The sequence below is a fragment of the Gordonia sp. GN26 genome, assembly GCF_054823965.1.
This window is the reverse complement of the sequence record NZ_JSYC01000037.1, coordinates 45,631-67,515: the sequence shown is the minus strand read 5'-3', so window position 1 is coordinate 67,515 and position 21,885 is coordinate 45,631. Positions and strand designations below refer to the sequence as shown.

22 protein-coding genes and 1 riboswitch are annotated in these 21,885 nt (G+C 68.2%); of the genes, 5 read left to right on the top strand and 17 right to left on the bottom strand.

What is annotated here, in order from left to right; all coding sequences use genetic code 11:
* Nucleotides 1-263: 263 nt before the first annotated feature.
* The 8 genes from OK17_RS10390 to hpt all read right to left on the bottom strand — a co-directional run bounded on the left by OK17_RS10390 (nt 264) and on the right by hpt (nt 7,719).
* Nucleotides 264-1,460 (bottom strand): DUF6779 domain-containing protein, encoded by a 1,197-nt coding sequence (locus OK17_RS10390; protein ID WP_461417405.1) that lies wholly within the window; start codon nt 1,458-1,460, stop codon nt 264-266.
* Nucleotides 1,461-1,616: 156 nt separating this feature from the next.
* The gene (locus OK17_RS10385; protein ID WP_461417404.1) at nt 1,617-2,132 is read right to left on the bottom strand and encodes a DUF3180 domain-containing protein; all 516 of its coding nucleotides are present in this window, start codon (nt 2,130-2,132) and stop codon (nt 1,617-1,619) included.
* Nucleotides 2,129-2,656 carry a 2-amino-4-hydroxy-6-hydroxymethyldihydropteridine diphosphokinase gene (gene folK / locus OK17_RS10380; protein WP_461417403.1) on the bottom strand — a complete coding sequence of 176 codons (528 nt, stop codon included), beginning with the start codon at nt 2,654-2,656 and terminating at the stop codon, nt 2,129-2,131. Before folK ends, OK17_RS10385 begins: the two co-directional genes overlap by 4 nt.
* Nucleotides 2,653-3,024, bottom strand: a complete 372-nt coding sequence (folB, locus tag OK17_RS10375; protein ID WP_461417402.1) for a dihydroneopterin aldolase — start codon at nt 3,022-3,024, stop codon at nt 2,653-2,655. Before folB ends, folK begins: the two co-directional genes overlap by 4 nt.
* On the bottom strand, nt 3,017-3,925 hold the full coding sequence (gene folP / locus OK17_RS10370) for a dihydropteroate synthase (protein WP_461417401.1): 909 nt from the start codon (nt 3,923-3,925) through the stop codon (nt 3,017-3,019). The genes folB and folP overlap by 8 nt, the downstream gene beginning before the upstream one ends.
* A gap of 17 nt (nt 3,926-3,942) precedes the next feature.
* Entirely contained in the window at nt 3,943-4,554 is a 612-nt protein-coding gene (gene folE, locus OK17_RS10365) for a GTP cyclohydrolase I FolE (RefSeq protein ID WP_461417400.1), read from the bottom strand.
* A gap of 10 nt (nt 4,555-4,564) precedes the next feature.
* Nucleotides 4,565-6,976, bottom strand: a complete 2,412-nt coding sequence (gene ftsH / locus OK17_RS10360; RefSeq protein WP_461417399.1) for an ATP-dependent zinc metalloprotease FtsH — start codon at nt 6,974-6,976, stop codon at nt 4,565-4,567.
* A gap of 179 nt (nt 6,977-7,155) precedes the next feature.
* The gene (gene hpt / locus OK17_RS10355; protein WP_006867983.1) at nt 7,156-7,719 is read right to left on the bottom strand and encodes a hypoxanthine phosphoribosyltransferase; all 564 of its coding nucleotides are present in this window, start codon (nt 7,717-7,719) and stop codon (nt 7,156-7,158) included.
* A 314-nt stretch (nt 7,720-8,033) separates the two neighbouring features.
* Between hpt and OK17_RS10350 the strand changes: the two genes are divergently transcribed.
* Entirely contained in the window at nt 8,034-8,753 is a 720-nt protein-coding gene (locus OK17_RS10350) for a glycine zipper family protein (RefSeq protein WP_461417398.1), read from the top strand.
* A gap of 28 nt (nt 8,754-8,781) precedes the next feature.
* Here OK17_RS10350 and tilS read toward each other — a convergent pair whose 3' ends face one another.
* Genes tilS through dacB form a run of 3 tightly spaced genes read right to left on the bottom strand, consistent with a single transcriptional unit; the run spans nt 8,782 to nt 12,121 of the window.
* On the bottom strand, nt 8,782-9,732 hold the full coding sequence (gene tilS / locus OK17_RS10345) for a tRNA lysidine(34) synthetase TilS (RefSeq protein ID WP_461417397.1): 951 nt from the start codon (nt 9,730-9,732) through the stop codon (nt 8,782-8,784).
* Entirely contained in the window at nt 9,711-10,805 is a 1,095-nt protein-coding gene (locus OK17_RS10340; protein ID WP_461417396.1) for a zinc-dependent metalloprotease, read from the bottom strand. The genes tilS and OK17_RS10340 overlap by 22 nt, the downstream gene beginning before the upstream one ends.
* Nucleotides 10,802-12,121 (bottom strand): D-alanyl-D-alanine carboxypeptidase/D-alanyl-D-alanine endopeptidase, encoded by a 1,320-nt coding sequence (gene dacB, locus OK17_RS10335; protein ID WP_461417410.1) that lies wholly within the window; start codon nt 12,119-12,121, stop codon nt 10,802-10,804. Before dacB ends, OK17_RS10340 begins: the two co-directional genes overlap by 4 nt.
* Before the next feature lie 284 nt (nt 12,122-12,405).
* Between dacB and OK17_RS10330 the strand changes: the two genes are divergently transcribed.
* Nucleotides 12,406-12,918: an inorganic diphosphatase gene (locus OK17_RS10330; RefSeq protein WP_006867978.1), complete on the top strand. Its 513-nt coding sequence runs from the start codon at nt 12,406-12,408 to the stop codon at nt 12,916-12,918.
* Nucleotides 12,919-13,080: 162 nt separating this feature from the next.
* Here the strand turns inward: OK17_RS10330 and OK17_RS10325 are convergent, their stop codons facing one another.
* Entirely contained in the window at nt 13,081-13,533 is a 453-nt protein-coding gene (locus OK17_RS10325; protein WP_461417395.1) for a hypothetical protein, read from the bottom strand.
* The gene (locus tag OK17_RS10320) at nt 13,530-14,879 is read right to left on the bottom strand and encodes an aminotransferase class V-fold PLP-dependent enzyme (RefSeq protein ID WP_461417394.1); all 1,350 of its coding nucleotides are present in this window, start codon (nt 14,877-14,879) and stop codon (nt 13,530-13,532) included. Before OK17_RS10320 ends, OK17_RS10325 begins: the two co-directional genes overlap by 4 nt.
* A 17-nt stretch (nt 14,880-14,896) precedes the next feature.
* Nucleotides 14,897-15,011: riboswitch (SAM riboswitch) on the bottom strand.
* Nucleotides 15,012-15,123: 112 nt separating this feature from the next.
* Between OK17_RS10320 and OK17_RS10315 the strand changes: the two genes are divergently transcribed.
* Entirely contained in the window at nt 15,124-16,194 is a 1,071-nt protein-coding gene (locus OK17_RS10315; RefSeq protein WP_461417409.1) for an isochorismate synthase, read from the top strand.
* Between the two features lie 81 nt (nt 16,195-16,275).
* On the opposite strand, the gene OK17_RS10310 is transcribed toward OK17_RS10315, so the two are convergent.
* Genes OK17_RS10310 through OK17_RS10300 form a run of 3 tightly spaced genes read right to left on the bottom strand, consistent with a single transcriptional unit; the run spans nt 16,276 to nt 18,490 of the window.
* Entirely contained in the window at nt 16,276-17,526 is a 1,251-nt protein-coding gene (locus tag OK17_RS10310) for an O-succinylhomoserine sulfhydrylase (protein WP_461417393.1), read from the bottom strand.
* The gene (locus OK17_RS10305) at nt 17,490-17,903 is read right to left on the bottom strand and encodes a rhodanese-like domain-containing protein (RefSeq protein WP_461417392.1); all 414 of its coding nucleotides are present in this window, start codon (nt 17,901-17,903) and stop codon (nt 17,490-17,492) included. The genes OK17_RS10310 and OK17_RS10305 overlap by 37 nt, the downstream gene beginning before the upstream one ends.
* Entirely contained in the window at nt 17,900-18,490 is a 591-nt protein-coding gene (locus OK17_RS10300) for an Rv0361 family membrane protein (protein ID WP_461417391.1), read from the bottom strand. The genes OK17_RS10305 and OK17_RS10300 overlap by 4 nt, the downstream gene beginning before the upstream one ends.
* Before the next feature lie 137 nt (nt 18,491-18,627).
* Between OK17_RS10300 and OK17_RS10295 the strand changes: the two genes are divergently transcribed.
* Both OK17_RS10295 and OK17_RS10290 read left to right on the top strand, forming a co-directional pair.
* A complete protein-coding gene (locus OK17_RS10295) occupies nt 18,628-19,653 on the top strand; it encodes an ABC transporter substrate-binding protein (protein WP_461417390.1) in 1,026 nt (341 codons plus the stop codon).
* Between the two features lie 190 nt (nt 19,654-19,843).
* A complete protein-coding gene (locus OK17_RS10290) occupies nt 19,844-21,241 on the top strand; it encodes an FAD-dependent oxidoreductase (RefSeq protein ID WP_461417389.1) in 1,398 nt (465 codons plus the stop codon).
* A 77-nt stretch (nt 21,242-21,318) separates the two neighbouring features.
* Here OK17_RS10290 and OK17_RS10285 read toward each other — a convergent pair whose 3' ends face one another.
* Nucleotides 21,319-21,825, bottom strand: a complete 507-nt coding sequence (locus tag OK17_RS10285) for a hypothetical protein (protein WP_461417388.1) — start codon at nt 21,823-21,825, stop codon at nt 21,319-21,321.
* Between the last annotated feature and the right edge of the window lie 60 nt (nt 21,826-21,885).

The window sequence follows — 21,885 nt, the reverse complement described above, 5'->3', positions numbered from 1 at the left end:
GGCACGAATTCGCACCTAAGTCACAAAACTGATCCAACCGGATGACGAAACTGATACGAATTCGCCGAATCGTCTGCCGAAAGCAGCTTTCGGACCACGGGAAACAGACATTTTCCGTCCGCGTCGACCCATTCCGGAGGTGATCGGACCGGCAATTTTCGACATGCTTCGGTCAAGCTCGAAAAAACCCGAAAATGAATTCACTTACCGGCGAGAAATGGTGATCCGGCGATTTCGTCCGGGCGGCGCGGCGATGCGCAGGGTCAGCCCTCGCGACGCCGGCGCCCGCCACCGGTGGTGCCGGACTGCTGACGCAACTGGCTGAGCAGTTCGGAGACCGGCAGGCCCGCCGAATGCGCCGACTCGGAGTCGTCGTCGGCTGCGCGTCGACGACGACCGCCACCGTAGGTCGGGGCGGGGCGTCCGTCGTTTCCTTCGTGACGACCGGTACCGAGGAACGCGGGGGCCTCGTCCTCGGAGCTCGGAGCCTCTTCCTCGTCCGGTGCGAGACCGGTCTCGACGCTCGCGGCGGTCTCGCTGGTCTCGGCCGGAGCCTCGGAGCTCGGAGCGGTCGCCCACTCGTCGGTCGGGGTCTCGTCGGTGTAGGCGGCCGAGTCGTCGGCGCTGCGCGAATCGTCGACGATCTCCGCGTCCGACACATCCTCGGCGGCGTGGGTGTCGGCGGTCGAGGACTCATCGGCTCCCTGGGCGAACGGCGTCGAACCGGCGGAGTGCTGATCGACCTCCTCGACGGGGACCTCGGTGGCGATGCGACCGGAGATCGGGTCGTCGGTGATGACGGGGATGACCTCGGTCATCTCGTTCGGGTCGACGGGCCCGGTGTGGCGGCCGTCGTCTGCGGTCGGCGCGGTGGCCGCGAAGTCGCGTGCGGCGCGCAGGCCGTCGTCGTCGTAGGTCGAGCGATAGGGCGGGACACCGCCGAACTCTCCGCCGAAGGAACCGGCGTGGGCGCCGGACAGACCGGAGGCGAGCTCACGCATCTTCTCGTTCGACAGCGCGGCCCGCTGATCCGGGAGCGGTTCTCCGAGAAGCATTTCCAGACTCGAACGCAGTGCTAGCACCTGGGCTTTGAGCTCGGAGAGTTCCTCGTTGGACTCGGCGGTGATCTCCTTGCGGATGGTCGTCTCGACATCGAGCTCGTATTGACGACGCGCGGCGATCTCCCGCTCGAGTTGCAGTTCGTAGACCAGTCGGAGGTCCCGGCTCTTGGCCTCTGCGCTCTCGGCCTGCCGCCGGAATTTGGTCACGAGGATCGCGCCGATGACCGCCGCCCACAGGGCAGCGATGACCGCCAGCGAACCGAGGATCGACAGGCGGTCGGTGAAGACCATCAGTACGCTTGCCGCCAGGGCGAGCACGATCAACAGACCGAGCAGCCATTGCGCCGCCGACCGACCGGAACGTCGCGAGTCGGCAGAACGGCCGTTCGAGGTCGTCATGATCGTGAACTTACCCGCTGTCAGTACATTCACACGCGAACCGGGTCGGAGTTTCTCAGATCGGCGACGTGTTATGTCTCGCATATCCGCCGCGTCCGACGAAACCGGTTCGGTGCACCGGTCCCGAGCCCCCGCGGGGGTCGCCGGCAAAAGATGTCAGGAATCGCCGACGGCGGGCGGGTCCTCGGGCGCCCGGCAGCAGTATTCGAGCCACATCGCCGCGCACACCAACAGCACGCCGCCGATCAGACCCACGATCGCACCGGGCCGGTCCTGGTCGGCGGCCGTCACATCCTGCTGTCCGAGGAGGAAGACCAACAGTCCGGTCCACACGCCGACGGCGATCGCCCCGAGGATGGCAGATGCCTTGGCGAGGGCCAGCACTCGCGCCGCAGTGAGTGGATGCAGTTGTCCGCGAGCGCGACCCACCTCGCGGGACTCCACCCTCGACCGCACGACGACGGCGATGACGACCTCGAGCGCGGCCAGCGCGTAGAGCACGATCCCGGCCAGCAGCGGCAGCGGCGGGAAGTCGTTGTAGTTGTAGCGCACCAGAATCCACGCGGCGATCGCGGTGACCGCAGCGATGACGACGAGGTCGCGGAGCCGGGTGGGCCCGAGGCCGGTCTCCTCGTCGTCCTGCCCTGGACGGTGTGGGTCGGGAAGTGTCATGACGCGCCGCCCCCGGCCGGGCCGAAACGGCCGACGGCGCGCACCGCGTCTCGTTCGGCGGCGTCGAGGGCATCGATCAGTTCACGCACCGGCTGCTCCCCTTGCATCGTCCACAGGGTGGCCTCCGGTTCGATCTCCAGCCACGGGATGAGGACGAAGGCACGCTGCGCCGCCCGCGGGTGCGGAAGCGTCAGCACCGGGTCGTTGTCGACGACGACCCGGCCGGACTCGGTCACCGAGATGACGTCGACATCGAGAGTTCGCGGCCCCCAACGGACTTCACGGGTCCGGTCGGCGGCCTGCTCCAATTCGTTGCCCCGGTCCAGCCAATCCCGCGCACCGCGCGGCCCGTCGACGATCAGGGTGATGTTGAGGAAGTCGTCCTGTTCGACCCCGCCCCAGGGCGGTGTGGCATACACCGCGGACACCGCGACGAGTTCGTCGGCGAAACCCTCGACCACCGACCGCAGATGACCCAGCGAGTCCCCGACATTCGAGCCGGCCGACAAAACCGCGCGACTCATCGCATGCCCTTACGGGAACGGCGGGTCACCACCGCGACGTCGTCGAAGGTCAGCGGGATCGGCGCCGACGGCTTGTGCACGGTGACCTCGCAGGCGGAGATGCGTTCGTCGGCCATGATCGTCTCCGCAACCTCCGCACCGACCGTCTCGATCAGGTTGCGCGGCTCGCCCCCGACGATCGCGGCGACCTGCTGGGCGAGAGCGCCGTAATCGACGGTCTCGGCGAGGTTGTCGGTGTCGGCGGCGGCACGCAGGTCGAGCCACAGGACGACGTCGATGAAGAAGTCCTGGCCGTCCTCGCGCTCGTGGTCGAAGACCCCGTGATTGCCCCGGACCTTCAGTCCGCGTAGTTCGATCCGGTCAGCCATGCGACCCTCCTGCTCCGAACGTGGTGCGTGAGCCGCCCGCACGCCAGGCCTCGGCGACGGTCACGGCGTCGTAGGTGCTCGCCACATCGTGCACGCGGACGCCCCACGCGCCGGCCGCGGCGGTGAGCGCCGAGATCGACGCGGTCGCGATGTCGCGGCCGGCGGGCGGACGGTCGACGCCGTCCCGACCGAGAAGCGTGCCGAGGAAACGCTTGCGGGAGGCGCCCACGAGGACGGGGAAGCCCAACCCGATGAAGGTCGGCAGCGCATGGAGGAGTGCCCAGTTGTGTTCGGCGGTCTTGGCGAAGCCGAGTCCGGGGTCGAGGATGAGCTGGTCCGGGTCGACCCCCGCGGACACCGCGGCATCGACCTGCGCGAGCAACTCGCCGCTCACCTCGGCGACCACGTCGCGGTAACCGCCGACATCGCCGATGCGGTGGGTGAACCGACGGTCCGTGCTCTCGCCCGCCGGCCGCCAGTGCATCAGGATCCACGGCAGTCCGGCGTCGGCGACCACGCGCGCCATGTCGGCGTCGGCACGACCGCCCGAGACGTCGTTGACGATCGAGGCACCGGCCTCGATCGCGGCGGCTGCGACGTCGGCGCGCATGGTGTCGACCGAGACGACGACGCCCTGCGAGGCGAGGGCCGCGATGACCGGGGCGACGCGCTCGGCCTCGAGGCCGGGGGCGACGCGGATGGCACCCGGCCGCGTCGACTCACCGCCGACGTCGATGAGGTCGGCGCCCTGCTCGATCAGCTGGAGTCCGTGTGCGACCGCGGCGTCGGTGTCGAGGTAGCGGCCGCCGTCGGAGAAGGAGTCCGCGGTGACGTTCAGGACGCCCATCACCAGGGTCCGGTGGTTCCCACCACCGGCCGGCACCGCGCTCGAGGGAGTCATCGGGGGATCGGCCGGGGTCACCGGGTGATCAGGTCGAGGGCTTCGCCGCGGGATACCGCACTGGTCTTGAAGATTCCACGGACGGCCGACGTCGTGGTGGTCGCCCCCGGCTTCCGGATGCCGCGCATCGCCATGCACAGGTGCTCGGCTTCGATGACGACGATGACGCCGCGGGGTTCGAGCTTGCGCATGATCGCATCGGCGATCTGGGTGGTCAGGCGTTCCTGGACCTGCGGGCGCTTGGCGTACAGGTCGACCAGCCGGGCCAGCTTCGACAGGCCGGTCACGCGGCCGGATTCCCCGGGGATGTAGCCGACGTGCGCGACACCGTGGAAGGACACCAGATGGTGCTCGCAGGTGGAGTACATCGGGATGTCCTTCACCAGCACGAGCTCGTCGTGGTCTTCGTCGAAGGTGGTGGCGAGAACCTCGTCGGGGTCGGTGTACAGCCCGGCGAACATCTCGCGGTAGGCGTTGGCCACGCGGGTGGGCGTCCGGAGCAGACCTTCACGGTCGGGGTCTTCGCCGACCGCCAGCAACAGCTCGCGGACCGCGGCCTCGGCACGTGCTTGATCGAACTCCGCCGGGTGTCCGTTCACCACGGTGTCGCGCCCCTCGCTGATCGTCATGCGTCAAACCTTACGAGCTTCGCCCGTCATCACCCTCACCGGCACTGTCCGGCCGGGCATTCCCGTTGTCGCCGTGCCGGCCCCAGCCGTTGGTCCCGTTGGAGGCGGGACGATCGGTCGAGGGTTGCTCCGGCGGCCATCCCGGTGCCGACCAGTCGCGCGGCGCACCGTAATCCGGGCGGGTACCGCCCGTGTACGGACCACCGGGCGGCGGAGCCGACTGACCCGGGTTGGGGTACTGCGGATTCGGATGAGCAGGAGCCGGGTTCTGGCCACCCGGGTACTGCTGGTGCTCCGGGTACTGGGGACTCGGGTATTGCGGGTTCGGGTTCTGGGGAGTCGGATTCCCCGTCGGCGGAACCGGTCCGCCCTGTGCACCCGGCTCGGGATAGACCGGCGGGTAGTTCGGAACCTGACCCGGAACCTGCGAGCCGCCCGGGTAGCCCGCACCGACGGGCTCGGGGATCTTCGCCGCCTCCGGCGGGGGCCACGGCTCGCCGCGCTCGATGGCGAGCTCGCCCGGCGTCTTCACCGGCGGCTTGTCGCTCGGGGTGCGCTCGCCGAAGTCGTTGAACGCGGTGATCCGCGGACGCTTGACGACGTCGGAGAAGATCTTCTCCAGATCCTTGCGGGTCAACGTCTCCTTCTCGAGGAGCTGGGTCGCGAGCACGTCGAGGGTGTCGCGGTACTCGGTGAGGATGGCCCACGCCTCCGTGTGCGCCGCCTCGATGAGTCGACGGACCTCGTCGTCGATCTCGCTGGCGATCTCGGCCGAGTAGGCCGACTGGGCACCCATCGAACGGCCCAGGAACGGGTCGCCCTGGTCCTGGCCGTACCGCACGGCACCCAGCTTCGCGCTCATGCCGTATTCGGTGACCATCGCGCGGGCGATCTTGGTGGCCTGGTCGATGTCCGACGACGCCCCGGTGGTCGGCTCGTGGAAGACGAGTTCCTCGGCGGCGCGGCCACCCATGGCCATCACCAGACGCGCGATCATCTCCGACCGCGTCATCAGGTCCTTGTCCTGCTCGGGCACGGCGAGCGCGTGACCGCCGGTTCGTCCGCGGGCGAGGATCGTCACCTTGTAGATCGGGTCCAGATCGGGCATCGCCCACGCGGCCAGGGTGTGTCCGCCCTCGTGGTACGCCACGACCTTGCGTTCGTGCTCGCTGATGATCCGGCTCTTGCGACGCGGTCCGCCGATGACCCGGTCGACGGCTTCCTCGAGTGCTTCGCCGGTGATGGTCTGCTTGTTCTCACGCGCGGTGAGCAGGGCGGCCTCGTTGACGACGTTGGCCAGGTCGGCGCCGGACATGCCCGGCGTGCGCTTGGCGAGACCGTCGAGGTCGGCACTCGAGTCGATCGGCTTGCCCTTGGCGTGCACCTTGAGGATGGCGCGGCGCCCGGCCATGTCGGGGTTGCCGACCGGGATCTGACGGTCGAAGCGCCCGGGGCGCAGTAGTGCCGGGTCGAGGATGTCGGGACGGTTGGTCGCCGCGATCAGGATGACGCCCGACCGGTCGCCGAAGCCGTCCATCTCGACGAGCAGCTGGTTCAGCGTCTGCTCGCGCTCGTCGTGGCCACCGCCGAGGCCCGCACCGCGCTGGCGGCCGACGGCGTCGATCTCGTCGACGAAGATGATGCACGGACTGTTGTTCTTGGCCTGCTCGAACAGGTCTCGCACGCGGGATGCACCGACGCCGACGAACATCTCGACGAAGTCGGAGCCGGAGATGGTGAAGAACGGGACCCCGGCCTCACCGGCGACCGCACGCGCCAACAGGGTCTTACCGGTTCCGGGCGGGCCGAACAGCAGCACGCCGCGCGGGATCTTCGCGCCCAGGGCCTGGTAGCGGGCCGGGTTCTGGAGGAAGTCCTTGATCTCGTAGAGCTCCTCGACGGCCTCGTCGGCACCGGCGACATCGGCGAAGGTCGTCTTCGGCATGTCCTTGGAGAGCTGCTTGGCCTTCGACTTGCCGAAGCCCATGACGCCGCCGCGGCCACCGCCCTGCATGCGGCTCATCACGAAGAAGAACAGACCGAACAGCAGGATCATCGGCAGAACGAAGATGAGGATCTGCCAGAGCACCGACTGCTCGTTGACGTTCGTCGTGTACTTGGTGCCGGTCTCCTGGACCGCGTCGAAGATCTGTTCACCGGCCTGGGCCGGGTACTTGGTGCTGATCTTGTCCGCGTCGGCGTCGTCGACCTTGATCGGCGAGTTGAGCTCGATGCGCAGCTGCTGCTCGCGGTCGTCGATGCTGATGAACTTGGTGTTCTTCTTGTTCAGCTGCTCCAGCGCGACGGAGGTGTCGACGCCCCGGTACTCGCGGTCGGAGTCGCTCATCACGCTCCAGCCCCACAGGGCGAGCAGGACGAGCGCCAGGATGGCGAGGTTGCGGAAGACTGTCTTACGGTTCATGCCAGTTGGTGGGGGTTCGACCGGCGTGCGGGATCGAGTCCCGGCGCCCACTCCGTTCCCATGTCCTTCCCATCGACGTACACATTGAGGCTACCGGTCAACGATCACGCTGGTGAAACCGTTCCCGCCGCATGATCACCGGCACGGCGCGCAGGTCATGGCGGGTTCGGGGTCGCGGATCAGCTGCTGTAGACCGCGGGCTTGAGGCGCCCGATGTAGGGCAGGTCCCGGTAGCGCTCGGCGTAGTCGAGTCCGTAACCGACGACGAACTCGTTCGGGATGTCGAAGCCGACGTCGGCGACGCGCACCGGCGACCGGACGGCCTCGGGCTTGCGGAGCAGGGTGCAGACCTCGAGGCTGCGGGGCGAACGGGTGGCGAGGTTCTTCATCAGCCACGACAAGGTGAGGCCCGAGTCGATGATGTCCTCGACGATCAGGACGTCGCGGCCCTCGATGTCGCGGTCGAGGTCCTTGAGGATCCGCACGACGCCGGACGAGGAGGTCGACGAGCCGTAGCTCGACACCGCCATGAACTCCAGCTGGGACGGGATCGGAAGGGCGCGCGCGAAATCGGTCATGAACATGACCGCTCCCTTGAGCACTCCGATCAGGACCAGATCGTCCTCGATGTCGGTGTACCGGGAGGCGACGGATCGGGCGAGTTCGACGGTGCGCTGCTTGATCTGTTCCTCGGTGATCAGAACAGCGTCGATGTCAGCGGCATAGGGGTCAGCGGACTGCACCTTTACAGCTTGTCATGTTTCGCGGGTCACATGGCCGACGGGTGGGACGGCGGTCAGAAATTACTCACGAGTAGAGATTGGACCGTTTGGACGAATTTGCCATCGAGGTTGTTTGCATGTATAACAGTCAGATAACGAACTTTAACATCGGCCACTTGTGAAACTTTTCTTCACAATTGTTACGCCGGGTTTGTGAATGTTGGTCAACCCGCAAGCAACGTGGGTAGCAGGGGTATTTCGACCTGTGAATATGATCTACCCCAGTTCCCTATTCCCCCCCTCGGGGAACTCCCCTTCATGGAAAGAATTCCTTCATGTCAACTGAACGACAGGACGGGGCCTTGTCGCGCAAATCCACGCGCACACTGGTCGCCGTTGCCATTTCCCTTGCCGCCGTGGTGATCACGGCACTCGCCGGCACCGCACAGGCTGCTCCTAAGCAGTTCGGGCCGGCGACCTACGACGCCAACTGGAATCAGTCGTCGCTGACCCTCACCCTGCACAATGCCTCGGCCAGCACTGAAAACGGCACGCTGACCATTCGTAATTTCGGTGGCGCGGAAGTGTTCCGTATGCCTCTCGCATACCGCATGGAGGATCGCCAGTTCCCGATCGACGCGCGTCAGGCCGGCAACAAGGTGACGCTCATTCCGTCGCGTAACAACGCTCGTTCCGTGCAGGTCAACGCGGCGGAGGTCAAGACCCTGCGCGACAGCGCGCGGCACCAGGTCGCCGCACCGACCACGCGCCAGGAGCGGGACGACCAGGCGCTGACCCGCTTCCAGCAGCAGCTCAGTGCGGGCACCACGGTGTCGTCTTTGGTCGGCACGATTGTCGGCGCGATCGTCGGTGGTCTCATCGGTTGCATCGTCGGAATCACCGCCGCAGTCGTCGGCTGTCTCGTCGGCGTCGCGCCTGCCGCCGCGGTCGGCGGCATCGTCGGCCTCGCACTTGGCGGTGGTGGCACCCTGATCGGTGCCGGCCTCCAGTACTTCCAGACGATCAACTCGCCGTTCAAGGCACCCAAGAAGTAGGTCGCAGACCTTTTCCTGACGGTCCGTCTCACCTCTCGGTGAGGCGGACCGTCAGCGTTTGACCACTACGTTCCACGACGGTCCGCACACCCGGGTCCCCGCCGATCGCCACCTGCGCGCCCCCGTTCTCACCGACGAGCTGGTCGACCGCGGCGATCACGCGATGCGTCGGCTCGGTGGCCCCGACGTCGAGCAGCCAGCGACGGATCACCCTGGTCCGCACCGCCCTCGGCACGTCCCGGAGCGGTTCGATCTCCAGTCCGTCGACAGTGCGGGCGCTCCCCCACACCGCCCCCGCCCAGGCGTCGAGGGCGTCGTTGTCGTCCTGGAGCGCCGCTGCGGTCCGGCCCAGCGCGTCCACGACGCCGCCGCGGACCACATCGTCGAGCAATGGCAACACCTCCGCACGCAACCGCACCCTGGTGAACCGGGGATCACGGTTGTGCGGGTCGTGGTGCGCGGCGAGCCCGAGTTCGGTGCACACGGCCAGCGTCTGCGTCCGACGTACGCGCAGCAACGGCCGGCCCCATGGCGCCTTCCATGCGCGCATACCCGCGATGGATCGTGCCCCCGAGCCGCGTGCGAGTCCGAGAAGCACCGTCTCCGCCTGATCGTCGGCGGTGTGCGCGAGCAGCACAGGTCGGCCGCCCCGGGCGGCGTCGAGCGCGGCGTACCGCGCCTCGCGGGCCGCTGCTTCGAGACCGCCGCGGGTCCCGACCCTCACCTCGAGCACCCGGGCTTCGGCACCGAGTTCACGTGCCGTGTCGGCGGCCCGCGCCGCGACGCCTGCGGAACCCTCCTGGAGACCGTGGTCGACGACCAGCGCGGTGACGTCGAGTCCCGCGCGAACAGCCGTCGCCGTCAGTGCGAGCGAGTCCGCCCCGCCGGAGAGCCCGACGCAGACGGAGGCATGCGGGTCGTCGAGAACGGTGGTCGCGAAGTCCGCGACCACCCGCGTCACAGCACGCGTCGAATCCATGCCTGCGGCGTGTCGATCTCGTCCGGAAGCGGCATCGTCTCGGGCGAGGTCCACACCGTGTTGAACCGCTCCATCCCGACGGTCTCGACCACCTCGTCGACGAAGGCCTTGCCCCGGACGTACTGCGCGATCTTGGCGTCCATGCCGATGAGGGCGCGGATGATGCGCTGCACCGGGTTCTGCGGTGCCTTGCGACGCTTGTCGAAAGCGGTTCGGATGCGGGCGACGGACGGGACGTGCGCCGGGCCGACGGCGTCCATCACGTGGTCGGCGTGACCCTCGAGCAGCGTGCCGAGGACCATCATCCGCTGGAAGGCGTCGAACTGCTCGGGGCTCTGCAACAGCTGCATCGCGCCGATGATGCCCTTCTCACGGGGTTCGGAGCTCTTGAGCGCTTTGGTCATCCGCGTGACGATCTCGGTGGTCGACTCACCGGTCTCGGAGGTGAGCACGGCGACGTTGTCCTGCATGTAGTCGCGCAGCCACGGGTTGGCCGAGAACTGCACGCGGTGCGTGACCTCGTGCAGGCACACCCACAGACGGAAGTCCGACGGCACGACCTTGAGCTGGCGTTCGACGTTGATGATGTTGGGTGTCACGACCATCAGCACGCCGGGTTCACCGGTCTCAGGGTCCGGCGTGAACGGATCGTACTGACCGAGGATGGCCGTGGAGAGGAAGGCGAGCAGACCGCCGGCCTGCACCCCGCCGAACTTGGCGGCGAGGCCGGACGAGGCCATCTCGAGACCGGCCTCTGATCCCAGCATCGATCGCATCGACACGGAGGCCGCGTCGATCCACCCCGGCCGGTCGAGGATTCGGGTCGTCGGGATGCGGAGTCCGTCGGCGAGACCGGTGACCTCGCGGACCGGTGCCTCCGCACGCGTCGCCGCGTCGGCGAGCTCGGCCTGCGCGGCCTCATAGGTGTAGGCCGTGGTCTTGGGACCCGGTCGGACGAGCCGTTTCGCGGTCGACGCGGCGAGCGGCCAGTCGATCTGCGACCCGATACTCAGACGGGTGTCGTCTCCCGCCGGCTCGACCGCGACCTTGCTGTCGGTTCCTGACATGCTCATCGGCACCCGCACTCTCTGAGTTGACCCACCACGGCGTCCAGGGCGGGTCTCGCGTCCGCCGGCGAGGTGCCGCCGGACATGAGGGCGAACGACAGCACGCGGCCATCGATCGTTTGGACTATGCCCGTCAACGAACTGACGCCGGTGAGTGTTCCGGTCTTCGCGCGCACCCATCCGGCACCGGGTGTCGTGGCGACCGGGAAACGGTCGGCGAGGGTGCCCGTACCGGCGGCGATCGGCAGACCGTCGAGCATCGGTCGCAGCTTGGGGTTCGAGGGTCCGCTGGCCGCGGTCATCACCGCGTCGAGCAGTGCCGGCGTCGTGCGATTGGCGTAGGAGATGCCCGACGCGTCGGCCAGCGTGGTGCCCGTCCACTGGTCGGGGAAGGTGGTCGACAGGACCTGCTCGATCGCGTCGACGCCGGCGGCGAGGGTCGCGGGGCCGCCGCGATGCACCGACAGTTCGACCGACAGCGTCTCGGCCAGCACGTTGTCGCTGTAGCGGAGCATGTCGTTGACCCGGGTCACCAGCGGCGCGGACTCGACCTTCGCCACGACGCGGTCGCCGGCGGGTGCGGACGCCTCGGTCACCGGCGCGTCGACGCCGAGCGCTGCGGCCAGCGCCTCACCGGCCATGATCCCGGGCGTCGCGGAACGCGGTGAGTATTCGTCGAGCGGTTCGAGGCGTGCGCCGTCGACCATCAGCGACTCGATCGGCGCGATGTCACCGCCCTGGATGTCCCGACGGTCCCAGGTTCGGTCCATCGTCGGGCCCGAGAAGGCGCTGAGGTCCACCGCGACCGAGGTGACCGGGATGCCGGCCTGCTTGATCTGTTCGGCGAGGTCTGCGATGCGGGCGGGCTCGCTGTAGAAGGTGTCGGCATCGGCCGGCTGCGCCGACAGGGTCGGATCGCCGGCCCCCTTGAGGATCACCTGCCCGTTCGACCCCGCGACGACCGTCGTGGTGAGGCGCGCGTCGTGCGGCATGGCCTCGAGGAAGGCCGCGGCCGAGAGCACCTTGTCGTTCGACGCGGGGATGCGCGGACGACCGGGGTTGCGCGACCACAGGACCTCGCCGGTCAGCGAGTCGGAGATCATGCCGCTCAGGACACCGAGCGCCGGATTCCGCAGTGCGGGGGCGATCGCGCGGGACACCCCGGCGGGCGTCGGGGCCGGTGCGGTGGCGGCGACCGGGTCGATCTGCGGGTCGGGGGAGATCGCGGCGGGCTGCGGCGGTATCCCCGGCGGCAGCTCGGCTTCCGTGTCCAGGCGGAGAGCCACGACGACCGCAGCGGTCGACGCCAGCGCGAGGATCACGACGGCGACGATCGTCCACCAGAGGAGTTTGCGACTGCGGGGTCTGCCATCACGACCTGCGGGTCTGGTGGTTGCGCCCACGAAGCCTCCGGATCTCTCGCATTGCGTTACCGATACTGCACTGACCGAAATGTCGGATATGAGCGACCCGGGGTCTGATACACCCGCGCACTGCGGGGGTACGAAGTCCGAGGTCGTCGGACTAACAGTATCGTTGTTGCGACGCGCGGCCATCTGGGCCGTCCGGCGATCACACCCCCGATCCGCAACTGCCAGGAGGAACAGTGGAATTCGATGTGACCATCGAGATCCCCAAAGGTGGCCGAAACAAGTACGAGGTCGACCACGAGACGGGGAAGGTCTACCTCGACCGCTACCTGTACACCTCGATGGGCTACCCGGCCGACTACGGCTACATCGACGGCACCCTCGGCGAGGACGGCGACCCGCTCGACGCGATGGTCCTGCTGCCCGAGTCGGTCTTCCCCGGCATCATCGTGCGCGCCCGCATCGTCGGCATGTACACGATGACCGACGAGGCCGGCGGCGACGACAAGCTGCTGTGCGTGCCCGCCGGTGACGTGCGCTGGGACCACATCAAGGACATCTCCGACGTGTCGGAGTACGAGCTGGGCCCGATCTCGCACTTCTTCGAGCACTACAAGGATCTCGAGCCCGGCAAGGAGGTCCAGCCCGGCGGTTGGGTCGGCCGGGAAGCTGCCGAGAAGGTCGCCCAGGAGGCCATCGACCGCCTCGCTGCTCACCCGCACGACGCCAACGAGCCCTCGCGCGGCTGACGCCACCCGAGCAGTCATTCACGACCGCCGACGACACACGCTGTCGTCGGCGGTTCGTGTTCTAACGGGGTGAACCACAATCGCCGCCTCCGGCCACATCGCCACGTACAGAAGGCGATCGTGGCCGGCGGCGGCGATTCTGCGTTCGGTCTGGCCCGAAACCTAGGCGACCCGGTGGCGCACGTCCGCGAAGACCGGGAGCACCTGCTCGCGGATTCGACGGTCGGTGGCCGAACCGTCGACCGGGACCAGGATCACCGCGTCGGCGACCTCGGCGGCGTAGATGTCGCGCAGCAGCGTGATCAGGCCGTGGGCCGTGCCGACGTAGCGGATGGTCTCCGCGTTGTCGGTGGCGCCTCCGGCCTGCGCGACGGCGGCGCGTGCCGACGCCGCGTGCGGTGCGATGGCCACCTCGACCTCGAGGGCGACGACGAAGTTCGCCTGGTCATGGGTGCCGGCCCGCAGCAGCGAGCGCGCCCGCTGGGCATCGCGCAGGGTCTCGCGGCGCACGACGATCGGGAAGGTCTGGGCGACCGCGTCTCCCGCGATGGCGACCCGGAAGCCGGGACGGCCGATGGTGGCGGCGTTGCGCGGAGTGTCGAGTTGGATGGTCATGCGGGGTGCCCCTCGTCGAGTGCTGGTCGGGTGGTGGTCGTGGTGGCGCCGAGCGCGCCGAGTGCGTCGAGCAGGCGGTCGATGTCGTCGGAGGTGGTGCCCGCACCGAAGCTCGCGCGGACGGCACCTTCGGGATGACCGAGTCGCTTGAGCAGTGGGTGGGCGCAGAACTTGCCGTCCCGCACACCGATTCCGTGCTCGCTGCTCAGGTATTCGGCCACGGCCCGCGGTGCGAGGCCGTCGACGGTGAAGCCGGCGATGCCGACGCGGTCGGTCGAGTCGGAGAAGATCTGCAGCGGACGCACGCCGTCGATGCGGGCGAGACCGGCGTCGAGCCGTTCACAGAGCCGGAGTTCGTGGAGGCCGATGGCCTCGGGACCCAGGTCGGCCAGTGCGGTGCACGCCTCGGCGATCGACACGGCGCCGAGCACGTTCGGCGAGCCGGCCTCGTGGCGGGCGGCGCCGGTGTGCCAGGTGGTCCCGGCCGAGCTCTCCTCACCGTCCAGCTCGACGTCGGCGGTCGCTCCCCCGCCGGCGAGGTACGGGTCGGCGGCGTCGAACCAGTCGGACCGTCCGATCAGGACGCCGGCACCGAACGGCGCGTACGCCTTGTGACCGGAGAAGGCCAGATAGTCGATGCCGTGGCTGACGATCGAGATGGGGCGGTGCGCGACGAGCTGCGCCGCGTCGACCAGGATGCGAGCCCCGTGACGGTGGGCGATCGACGCCAGCCTGCCGATCGGGAGGACCTCGCCGGTGACGTTCGACGCGGCGGTCACCGCGAGCAGCGACGCCGGCTTCGAGGCGAGTTCGGCCTCGATCGCGACGAGGGTGTCCTCGATCGTGTCGCAGGCGGTCACCACGCGAGCCCGGTTCCGGCCGTCCTTGGGTGCGCACCACGGCAGCAGGTTGGCGTGGTGCTCGATGTCGAGGACCACGACGTCGCCGGGCGTGATGTGGGCGGCGAGGTTGATCGCGTCGGTGGTGTTGCGGGTGAAGACGACGGTGTCGTCGACGCGGCCGCGGACGAACTCGCGCACGGTCTCGCGGGCGGCCTCGTAGCGACGGGTGGTGACCTGCGAGAGGTGACCTGCACCGCGGTGGACGCTCGCGTACTCGCCGAGGGCACCGGCGACCTGCGCGGCAACCCACGCCAGCGCAGGGGCGCTAGCCGCGTAGTCGAGATTGGCGTAGCCGACGCTGTGTCCGGCGGCAACGGGAACCTGAGCATCCGCACCGACGACCGGTGCGAGCGCGGGGATGACGGGCGCCCGGTGCGGGATCGCGGACACTGCGGCGCGAATCGGGCGGACGGTGGTGACGGGTGCCGAGAGCACAGCAGTCATGACAAGAACTCCTCGAGAATCCACACTTGCCGCATTCGGGTTCGAACGCAGCCAGGTCGTCACCCGGAGCACCCCACCGTGGAGGAGGGTTGCCGACCAGCGAGCCGGGGCTTGTCACTGGCACTCATGACCTGCGACAAGCCTCGCGGATCCCGGAGAAGGGTGTCAATTTAGATTCACCGTGATTCATAGTTAGGACAGGCTTACCTGTACCCTGGCTGTCGTGTCATCGAGTGAGGTCTTCGTGTTGTCGCGTCCGCACGGCACCGTGCGGGGCGAAGGGGTCGTCCGGTCGTTCACCGACGTCGACGAGGCGTCCGCAGCGCTGCGTGCGGGCGAGGTCGCGTCGCTGACCGGCGCGATCCCCTTCGATGTGCGCGACCCGGCGGCCCTGGTCGCCCCCGAACGACTCCGGACCGATGAGGCACCGCTGCCCGGGACCGGCCCGCTGTCGCGACGCCCGATCTCGACCGTGCTCCACCCCGACGCCGACGAGCACCGCGAACGCGTCGCGCACGCGGTCAAGCGCATCGTCGCGGGCGACGTCGGGAAGGTGGTGCTCGCGCGCAGCATCGATCTCGTGCTCGACGAGCAGGTCCGGCCGGGCGAGTTCATCGACGCCCTGGCCGGCGGCAACGCCGGACACAACGCTTTCGGTGTGGACGTCGGCGCCGCAACGGGTTCGGGAACGTGGCTGGTCGGCGCGAGTCCCGAGGTCCTGCTCCGTAAGTCGGGTTCGACGGTGACCTGTCACCCGTACGCGGGTTCGGCGGCGCGGTCCGCCGACCCCGCCGTAGACCGTGCCACCGCCGACGAATTGCTCGCTTCGGCAAAGGATCTCGCGGAACACGCCTTCGTCGTCGACCACCTGCGCGAACGCCTGGGACTTCTCTGCGACGACATCGACGCGCCGTCGGAGCCGAAGCTCGAGTCCACCGGCGAGGTCTGGCACCTGGCCACCCCGATCCGCGCAACACTCCGCGACCCGGCGACCACCGCCCTCGATCTCGCGCTGCTCCTCGGCCCCACTCCCGCGGTGTGCGGAACCCCGAGTGATGTTGCCGCACAGATCATCCGGGACGTCGAGGGCGACCGCGGTTTCTACGCCGGCGCGGTCGGCTGGTGCGACGCTGCCGGCGATGGCGAGTGGATGGTGACCATCCGCTGTGCCGAACTCGCCGCCGATGGTCGGAGCCTGCGCACCTGGGCGGGCGGCGGCATCGTCGAACACTCCGACCCGCAAGCGGAACTGGAGGAGACCGCGTTCAAGCTGCGGACCGTGCTGAACGCGCTGGGGATCGCGGAGCTGCCCTAGCGCTGTGTGAACCCACCATTTTTCGGCAAACCCAGCACCCCAAGGGGTGGTGGCTCTGCCGAAAAAGGGTGGGTTTACCCGTCAGCCGAGCGCCTGATCCAGGTCCGCAAGCAGGTCGTCGATGCCCTCGAGGCCAACCGAGAGGCGGACGACCGAGTCGCTCAGACCGATCGCTGCCCGTCCCTCGGGCCCCATCGCGCGATGCGTGGTGGTGGCCGGGTGGGTGATGAGCGACTTGGAGTCACCGAGGTTGTTGGAGATGTCGATGACCTTCAGCGCGTTGAGGACCTCGAAGGCGCGCTTCTTGCCGTCGATGCCGTCGTGGTCGTTGAGCTCGAAGGTCACCACGGTGCCGCCACCGGACATCTGGCTCTTGGCCAGCTCGAACTGCGGATGCGACTGCAGGAACGGGTATTTCACCCAGCGGACGCGGGGGTCGGATTCCAGGAACTCCGCGATGCGCAGGGCCGAGGACACCGAGGCGTCGACGCGCAGGCGCAGCGTCTCGAGGCCCTTGACCAGCGTCCAGGCGTTGAACGGGCTCAACGCCGGACCGGTGTGGCGCATCAGCTGCTGCACCGGGCCGTCGATGTACTCCTTGGTGCCGAGGACGGCACCGCCCATGACGCGCCCCTGACCGTCGATGTGCTTGGTGCCGGAGTAGACGATGACGTCGGCGCCGAGATCCAGGCCGCGCTGCAGCAGCGGGGTGGCGAAGACGTTGTCCAACACCACCTTCGCGCCCGCGGCATGCGCGAGCTCGGACACCTTGGCGACGTCGACGAGGGTCTGCATCGGATTCGAGGGGGTCTCGAAGAAGACCGCGGTGGTGGGCTTGGACAGCGCCCGCTCCCACTGTTCGAGGTCTTCGCCGTCGACGAACTCGGTCTCGACACCCCAGCGCGGCAGGATCTCGTTGCACACCACGAAGCACGAGCCGAACAGGCTGCGGGCGGCGACGAGCCGGTCGCCGGCCTTGAGCAGCGCACCGAGCGCCACGAACACCGCGGCCATACCGCTGGCGGTTGCGAAGCAGGCCTCGGCACCTTCGAGCTGCCGCAGTCGCTCCTGGAACATGTGGACCGTCGGGTTGCCGTAGCGGGAGTAGACGAATCGCTGGTCCTCGCCGGTGAAGGCACGCTCGGCGGCCTCGGCGGAGTCGTAGACGTATCCGCTGGTCAGGTACAGCGCCTCGGCGGTCTCGTAGAAGCCGGAGCGGGCGAGGCCACCGCGCACGGCGATGGTGTCGGGCGAAAGACCTTCCGGCAGTTCATAACCCACGGACAGATCAGGACTCACGATTGCCTCCACGGCAGGTTTTCGGCGCGCCATCCCGACGCACCTCGATGGTCGTTCTCGTCGAGGGCACCCTCGAACCCGTCGACCACGTTGTAGGCCTTGCCGATCCCGTCGGCGGTGGCCGCCTCGGCCGCACCGATCGAGCGGTGCCCCGAACGGCAGAGGAAGATGACCTCGTGGTCATCGGTGACCCCGGCGCCGCGCAGCTGTTCGACGAACTGCTCGTTGCGACGGCCCTCGGGGAACGTCGTCCACTCGGCGAAGATCGTGCGCTTGCCCAGTATCTCGAGGTCGGGGACGCCGACGAAGGACCATTCGGCCTGCGTCCGACAGTCGACGAGGACCGCGTCGGGGTTGTTCTCGAGCTTTTCCCACGCTTCCCGCGGGGTCAGGTCGCCGGCATAGGTCATGAGGAGCACACCTTCCATTCGCCGTTCTCGCGCACCACGGTCGTGTCCACGACCTTCTTGTCATCGGGAGTGTTCTTATAGTGCCAATGGACCTGCGCGGTCGCCCGGTCACCGTCGACCACCAGGTCGGTGATCTCGGGGATCTCGATGGGGCCGTTCTCGTCGAGGGACGCCTGGTTCTCGGCGAGGAACCGGGCCTCGGAGACGAAGTCGACCTTGTTCAGGTCCGCATCGCAGGTGTTCGCACGGTACTCGGCATAGTTCGGACCGTTGCGGGCCGTGTACTGGTCGTTGATCGCGTACTGGACCAGCGCGTCGTCGCTGACGCGGTCCTCGGGCGGACGCGAGATGTTCGAGAGGACGATGCCCAGCACGAAGAGCGCGACCACACCAGCCGCGACGAAGAACGGCCACGCGTTCTTCCAGTTCGGCGGAGACTCTTCGACGAGAGCGGCGTCCACGTCGTCATCCGACCCGGCCTTGCCGAGGGCAGGCTTCTTCGGGGACGCGGCACCCCGCGAGATGTTCCGGGGTGCGGCGCCCTTACCGGAGGGCTTGTCGGGGCCCCCGCCTGCAGCTTTGGCCATGGCGCGAAGTGTAACGACAGTCCTGGTGTGACCTCCGTCCGGCTTCTCCGGCCTCCCGTACCGAAAAGCCGGGCAGGGGTCTGGTGATCCGTAAGTAAGGTGGACCTCACTGCTTCCGTCGACCGGCGAGGACTCTCATGCGTCTGCACACCCACCGACTGTCCGGACTCCTGCTCGCGCTGGTCGCGGCAGCTCTGGTGGTGACCTCCTGTTCGGCCCCGGACGAGGGTGTCGCCGACGATTCGGCACGGGTCCCCGCCCCGGAGGCGGGCGCGATCCCGGTGACACTGCAGCAGGTCTACGCACCGGCGGTCGTGGAGAAAGCCCCACAGCGGATCGCCGCACTGGGGGTCGGCGACGGCGACACGCTGCTTGCCCTCGGCGTCATGCCGACGACGATCGCCCCGTTCGCCGATCCCGACCAGGCGAAGGCGCCGTGGAACGCCGAGCTGATCGGCGACTCGCAACCGGTGGTTCTCTCCAACACCTCCGCGGCCCTCGGGAACGAGATCCCCAAGGCGCTCGCCACGAGCCCGGATCTGATCACCGCCGTCGGCGCCGACCCCACCCGCGACCAGTTCGACCTGCTCAGCAAGACCGCACCCACCATCCTCCGGCCCGCCCAGTACAAGCCCTGGCAGGTGCCGTGGACTGTGCAGACCATCCAGATCGGCACCGCGATCGGGCAACCCGACCTCGCCCGGCGCAAGGTCGGCGAGACCGAGTCCTTCCTCGCGGGCATCCGGGCGAAGAACCCGCAGTTCGCCGGCAAGACCGCCGTCGTGGTGACCGCGAGCCCGACCGGCGGGGTCTCGGTGTACGGCCCCGAAGACGGCCGCGCGCAGACCGTCGCCGGCTACGGTCTCACCTTCCCGACCGCGCTGCGAGATGCGATCACCAGCGGCTTCTACGGCGAACTGCCTGCCGAGAGCCTCGACCGGCTCGACGCGGCCGACGTCGTCGTGGCCGTCGACTGGGAGGGCTCGAACGACAAGCTGCGGTCGAACCCCGCGTTCACCCGGCTCGAGGTGGCGCGGTCCGGACGTGTCGCCTACCTGTCCCAGGAGGTCGGCAGCGCGATGTCGGTGCCGACCCTGCTGACGATTCCGTGGGTGGCCGGTGAAGCCGTCGGCGCCCTCGCCGAAGCGGCCGGCTCACGCTGACGCGCGAGGCACGCCGTCGTCACGGTGACGTCGAGAAGTGAGGACTACCTCACAGCCGGTTTTGGTCGTAGACACCGAGCGCCTACCGTAGAAGGGATAGGCCATACCCAAGCGTGTCGACACCAGAATCAAGGGTTTCGGATCCGGTTCCTGCGTCGGGGCGCGCCGAGCAACGGAAGACACCTACTCCATGAGCGACAACAGCCGCCCGCTTCGGGTTGCGATCGTCGGTGCCGGTCCCGCCGGGATCTACGCCGCCGACGCGTTGATGAAGTCCGACACCGCGAAGGATCGCGGCGTCAGCATCGACCTCTACGAGCGTATGCCGGCTCCGTTCGGACTGATCCGTTACGGCGTCGCGCCTGATCACCCGCGCATCAAGGGCATCATCACCGCCCTGCACAAGGTCCTCGACAAGCCGCAGGTCCGCCTGCTCGGCAACGTCGACTACGGCACCGACATCACGCTCGACGAGCTGAAGTCGCACTACGACGCGATCATCTTCTCCACCGGCGCCACCGACGACCGCGCGCTCGACATCCCCGGCATCGACCTCGAGGGCAGCTACGGCGCCGCACAGTTCGTCGCCTGGTACGACGGCCACCCCGACTTCCCGCGCACCTGGCCGCTGGAGCAGGAGAAGGTCGCCGTCATCGGCGTCGGCAACGTCGCCCTCGACGTCGCCCGCGTGCTGGCCAAGACCGGCGACGAACTGCTGCCCACCGAGATCCCGGCCAACGTCTACGAAGGACTCAAGGCCAACAAGGCCATCGAGGTCCACGTCTTCGGCCGCCGCGGACCCGCCCAGGCCAAGTTCACCCCGCTCGAGCTCAAGGAGCTCGACCACTCGCCCAACATCGAGGTCATCGTCAACCCCGAGGACATCGACTACGACGAGGGTTCCACCGTCGCCCGTCGCGGCTCGAAGATCACCGACCAGGTCGCCACGATCATCGAGAACTACGCGATCCGCGAACCGAAGCAGGGGGCGATCCACAAGCTGTTCCTGCACTTCTTCGAAAGCCCCGTCGAGATCCTCGGCGAAGACGGCAAGGTTGTCGGCCTGCGCACCGAACGCACCCAGCTCGACGGCACCGGCAACGTCAAGCCCACCGGCAAGATCACCGACTGGGAGGTCGGCGCGGTCTACCGTGCGGTCGGTTACCTGTCGGACAACCTGCCCGACATCCCCTTCGACTCCCAGGCCGGGGTCATCCCCAACGAGGCCGGACGCGTGTTCGACGAGGGTGAGCAACTCACCGGCGTCTACACCACCGGTTGGGTCAAGCGCGGCCCGGTCGGTCTCATCGGCCACACCAAGGGCGACGCCAACGAGACCGTCGACTGCATCCTCAAGGACATGGAAGCCGACAAGCTCCTCGCACCGGCCACCCCCGGCGAGGACGCGATCATCGAGCTGCTCGAGTCCAAGAACATTCCGTTCACCACGTGGGACGGCTGGTACCGCCTCGACGAGCACGAACGCGCACTCGGTGCCGCCGAGGGCCGCGAACGCGTGAAGGTCGTCGAGCGTGAAGACATGCTCGCCGCATCCGAGCCCCACAAGGTGGCGCGTCCGTCCGCCTGAGGCGCCCTCAGCAACAACAACGACGAGGGGCGACCGGTTCTTCACCGGTCGCCCCTCGTCGTTTGTTCGTTCCGGACTCAGTGCCCGGGGATGGTGGGCACTCCCTTGACGTTGTTGCCGCCGCCGGTCACCTGGGCGGCCGACGCGGACGAGCCCGTGCCGAAGCGGTCGAACGGATTGTCGATGCGACGGACGTTCCACCAGAAACCGACGTTGTCGGTCAGGTTCTCGGCGTAGTCGGAGATCGCGTAGCCGGAGATCGACGACGGGAAGCAGCCGAACCAGGTGGTCTTGATGGTGAGGGATTCGTTCTTCTTCAGCTGCGCCTTGAACTTCGTCGCGCCGCCGGTCTCCTGCAGTGTGACGTTGCGGAATTCGCCGTCACGCGCGGTGACGCGCATGAACCGGGTCATGCTCCACGCCTGGTTCCACGGGGTACCCGGGGCACCGAACTGGCAGTAGACCCCACCGGTCATCTGCAGGTTGGGGACGGCGGCCTGCGCGGGCGCGGCACCCACGAGCGTTCCTGCCGCGATGCTTCCCGCAGCCAGAACCCCGACAACGGCCCGTTTGAGTGACTTCATCGATCCTCCTTTTTCACAACCCTGGAAACACTGGGCATATCGATCCGAGCTCACCGCAGT

Excerpts from the sequence above, each read along its gene's own strand:
- OK17_RS10305 (WP_461417392.1), bottom strand. The coding sequence starts at position 17,903 with ATGACCTATGCCGGCGACCTGACCCCGCGGGAAGCGTGGGAAAAGCTC.
- OK17_RS10340 (WP_461417396.1), bottom strand. The coding sequence starts at position 10,805 with ATGAGCATGTCAGGAACCGACAGCAAGGTCGCGGTCGAGCCGGCGGGA.
- folB (WP_461417402.1), bottom strand. The coding sequence starts at position 3,024 with ATGGCTGACCGGATCGAACTACGCGGACTGAAGGTCCGGGGCAATCAC.
- tilS (WP_461417397.1), bottom strand. The coding sequence starts at position 9,732 with ATGGATTCGACGCGTGCTGTGACGCGGGTGGTCGCGGACTTCGCGACC.
- OK17_RS10295 (WP_461417390.1), top strand. The coding sequence starts at position 18,628 with ATGCGTCTGCACACCCACCGACTGTCCGGACTCCTGCTCGCGCTGGTC.
- OK17_RS10310 (WP_461417393.1), bottom strand. The coding sequence starts at position 17,526 with ATGGCGCGCCGAAAACCTGCCGTGGAGGCAATCGTGAGTCCTGATCTG.
- OK17_RS10390 (WP_461417405.1), bottom strand. The coding sequence starts at position 1,460 with ATGACGACCTCGAACGGCCGTTCTGCCGACTCGCGACGTTCCGGTCGG.
- OK17_RS10320 (WP_461417394.1), bottom strand. The coding sequence starts at position 14,879 with ATGACTGCTGTGCTCTCGGCACCCGTCACCACCGTCCGCCCGATTCGC.
- OK17_RS10385 (WP_461417404.1), bottom strand. The coding sequence starts at position 2,132 with ATGACACTTCCCGACCCACACCGTCCAGGGCAGGACGACGAGGAGACC.
- OK17_RS10285 (WP_461417388.1), bottom strand. The coding sequence starts at position 21,825 with ATGAAGTCACTCAAACGGGCCGTTGTCGGGGTTCTGGCTGCGGGAAGC.
- OK17_RS10350 (WP_461417398.1), top strand. The coding sequence starts at position 8,034 with ATGTCAACTGAACGACAGGACGGGGCCTTGTCGCGCAAATCCACGCGC.
- OK17_RS10325 (WP_461417395.1), bottom strand. The coding sequence starts at position 13,533 with ATGACCATCCAACTCGACACTCCGCGCAACGCCGCCACCATCGGCCGT.
- folE (WP_461417400.1), bottom strand. The coding sequence starts at position 4,554 with ATGACGATCAGCGAGGGGCGCGACACCGTGGTGAACGGACACCCGGCG.
- folP (WP_461417401.1), bottom strand. The coding sequence starts at position 3,925 with ATGACTCCCTCGAGCGCGGTGCCGGCCGGTGGTGGGAACCACCGGACC.
- ftsH (WP_461417399.1), bottom strand. The coding sequence starts at position 6,976 with ATGAACCGTAAGACAGTCTTCCGCAACCTCGCCATCCTGGCGCTCGTC.
- folK (WP_461417403.1), bottom strand. The coding sequence starts at position 2,656 with ATGAGTCGCGCGGTTTTGTCGGCCGGCTCGAATGTCGGGGACTCGCTG.
- OK17_RS10300 (WP_461417391.1), bottom strand. The coding sequence starts at position 18,490 with ATGGCCAAAGCTGCAGGCGGGGGCCCCGACAAGCCCTCCGGTAAGGGC.
- OK17_RS10290 (WP_461417389.1), top strand. The coding sequence starts at position 19,844 with ATGAGCGACAACAGCCGCCCGCTTCGGGTTGCGATCGTCGGTGCCGGT.